A 679-nucleotide genomic window follows, 5' to 3' on the forward strand; every position below is an offset into this window, starting at 1 on the left:
GTATTATTCAAATTAGTTATATCGAGTGAAAAAAACTTTTAAATTGATTCTTTTTATTTATCATAAAGATATAGATACATAATCATTTTCGCTTACATATATTTGAATATGAACTAAAAACAGCAAGAAAGAAGATGATCAAATGTATTATGTAGAAGTAAAAACAAAAGGTGTCAAAAACAAACAATATGTGAAAGGTATCAGTAACGAATATCCTTTACTTGGTTCATGGAAAGAAGCAGCTCCTTTTTCCAAACCATGTGCCATAAAAATAAAGAGCGAGCTGGAAAAAGAACTGACTTGCGGCAAAGCGGTTGTAACCATCATCGAAAAGTAACAGTGTAAAAACTAATGAATGACTTATTTCAACACTTTAAGCCGTATAGAAAGGAAGCAAAATATGGATTATACTGTTGAGTTTGACAGTGAACTATTGGAACAATTTCCGCAAGAGGTACATCTCGCATACAAAAAAACTATTTCTAAAAAAGTCATAGAGCATGTAGACCATAATTTTTTTCGTATAAAACCAGTACGAACACGCTCGGCAAAGGGAATATATGAAATGAAAGTCAATATTGATAAAAAAAATTATCGTATAGCATTTACTTTTAAAAAAAATCATGTATTCATTTTTTATATTAGTCCAAATGTACAAAAAATAGTATTTGATAAAGAT

At 28.9% G+C, this 679-nt stretch carries 2 protein-coding genes; both read left to right on the top strand.

The annotated features are described in order from the left end of the window. Positions 1-142: 142 nt before the first annotated feature. Complete coding sequence (locus tag A5849_RS10360) at positions 143-337, top strand: hypothetical protein (protein ID WP_002309674.1); 195 nt, start codon at positions 143-145, stop codon at positions 335-337. Between the two features lie 63 nt (positions 338-400). Beyond that, positions 401-679, top strand: a 279-nt coding sequence (locus tag A5849_RS10365) for a hypothetical protein (protein ID WP_086310079.1), incomplete at its 3' end; no start/stop codon positions are given.

Source organism: Enterococcus sp. 10F3_DIV0382, from assembly GCF_002140245.1.
Taxonomy (GTDB): domain Bacteria; phylum Bacillota; class Bacilli; order Lactobacillales; family Enterococcaceae; genus Enterococcus_B; species Enterococcus_B lactis.

Excerpts from the sequence above, each read along its gene's own strand:
- A5849_RS10360 (WP_002309674.1), top strand. The coding sequence starts at position 143 with ATGTATTATGTAGAAGTAAAAACAAAAGGTGTCAAAAACAAACAATAT.